The organism is Lysinibacillus sp. RC46, from assembly GCF_041262385.1.
In the GTDB taxonomy this organism is placed as follows: domain Bacteria; phylum Bacillota; class Bacilli; order Bacillales_A; family Planococcaceae; genus Lysinibacillus.
The window spans coordinates 1-2,002 of record NZ_JBGCCF010000073.1; the positions used below are offsets into that span (position 1 = coordinate 1).

Consider the following 2,002-nt stretch of genomic DNA (forward strand, 5'->3'; position numbering starts at 1 on the left):
AAGCCCAGTGGTGATATGTCAACCATAAAAAACATCGGAATTGGAAATTCTTAAGCTACCAAGCATCTAAAAAACTGTTTTTAAGCGTACTCAAATAAACCTCGCATTTTTCGCGCAAAAAAAGGGCGTAAATGGAAGTCGATTTAAAAGTTTGAAAGAAAGAGAATGAGTAAATTTACTCTCTCCTTTCAGTTGGTATGTACAGCTGATTCGTGCGTAGTAGCGAATGCACGAGGCGTACAAGTTTTCTAGCGGTTAAGACGAGAGCACGTTTGTGTTGATTTTTCGTAACTTCATTAAATTTCTTTTGATAAAAGGCTTTATATTCAGTGTCATGTTTTCGTATGGCATCAGCGGCTTGAACGAGATAGTAGCGTAAATACTTATTCCCGGTTCGCACACGATGGGTGTTTTCTGATTCATACTCACCTGATTGATATTGTGACCATACAAGTCCTGCGTATTTCGCTAAAGCGTGATGATCATCAAAACGCTTAATGTCACCAATTTCAGAGAGTAATCCCGCTGCGTACACGGGTCCGATGCCTTTTACCGATGTTAATGTTTGGGTGAATCCTTTCATCATGCGCTCGATTTCTTTATCTAAGCGCTTGACTTGGGCTTCCATATGGCGAATCGTACTTAAAATCACAGATAGCGATAAATTCACGGGATCCGCCATCATCTTGTCTAGACGATAGGAGTTGCGTGCCAGCTTTTGAAGATATTTTGCGATTTCTTCTGGTTCCGCAAAACGATTCTTGCCCTTATCTTGTAAGAACTCTACAAGCTCTTCTAGTGGCATTTCTGCAATCATTTCAGGGTCGAGCTCTTCAATGACGGCTAAACTCGTCGTACCAAATGTGTTAGAGAACGGGTTATCTTGGCGTAAGCCACTAAATTTTAAAAACAGTTGATTCATCATGTACGTTTTATTACGCGCAATTTCATGCATCATGTGAAATCGTGTACGTGTTAAACGGCGAAGTGCCTCGTGTTGAAGAGTTTCTTGCATTTCATATGGCAAACGTCCAAAGCGTAGATGATCCGCAATAACCCAGGCATCAATCCGGTCGTTTTTCGGTAACGTATCGTAGCCTTTTTTAAAGCGTGCTACTTTTCGAGCATTGAGCATAAACACCGCTGTTTGAAACAAGGGTGCATAGCCCTGTAATTGATTTTTCAAATAATGGGCTAGATGCCAACTATATTGGTCCGTTGACTCCATCCCAATTTTTAATTGTGTGAGCTGATTCTTTTCCGCTGTTTTTAAAAGCTTTTGAATCAAGGTGTTCGCACCTTCTACATCATTAGAAACAGAAAAATCAGCAAGCGAATGACCCTCGCCATGCATGAATTGGACATGATGGGAGCGCATACTCACGTCGATACCGACTAGCATTTGTGACATGCCAATCACCTCCTATAGTGGGAATAATCAAGATTGTCTCAGACCTGGGTGCCCAGTCGAATCATCGATGTCTGCCTCGTGATGAGCAATCAAAGTGAAGAAGACCATAATGAGCGCTACACTCTCTTCTCCAACAACGTCGCAGCCAGTGGTTAGACCTTCAATAATGAACGATGGGTAGCAGGCTTTTTAAGCAGTGCACAAAAAGTGCCCGCAAGGGGGAATAGCTATTTCCTGCGTCAACCTTGTCCGTTCCATTGTCTCATGGGCACAGTCTGAGTGAAATAAAAGCTGAAATAAAAAAAGGACGAAGTACTAAAATGGAGCCTCCTCCATCCTTCGCCCAAACGATATAAAATTGGATAACAAAAATAAGCAGGTAAGCACCTGTTAGCTATACTATTTTGAATGGTTAAAATGGAAGTTTCCTTTTGGTCCCTCGTGTAAACCAGGGTCAAACAGGTAAAACATAAAAAAAGAGTGAGGGAGCCAAAAGGCGACTATCTCCTATAGGAAATCCAACAGATTCCCCAGTTGTCCGGATCAACTGGAAATTCTATCGGAAAGAGCTCTTACTACTAATATACGAGG

The 2,002-nt window shown here is 41.7% G+C and carries 1 protein-coding gene; it reads right to left on the bottom strand.

Annotated features, from left to right (window positions below; genetic code table 11):
* Positions 1-175 precede the first annotated feature (175 nt).
* A complete protein-coding gene (locus tag ABH966_RS26920; RefSeq protein WP_370083794.1) occupies positions 176-1,411 on the bottom strand; it encodes an IS110 family RNA-guided transposase in 1,236 nt (411 codons plus the stop codon).
* Positions 1,412-2,002 lie beyond the last annotated feature (591 nt).

What these genes read in the sequence shown, in the direction of transcription:
- ABH966_RS26920 (WP_370083794.1), bottom strand. Translation starts at nt 1,411, where the DNA reads ATGTCACAAATGCTAGTCGGTATCGACGTGAGTATGCGCTCCCATCAT.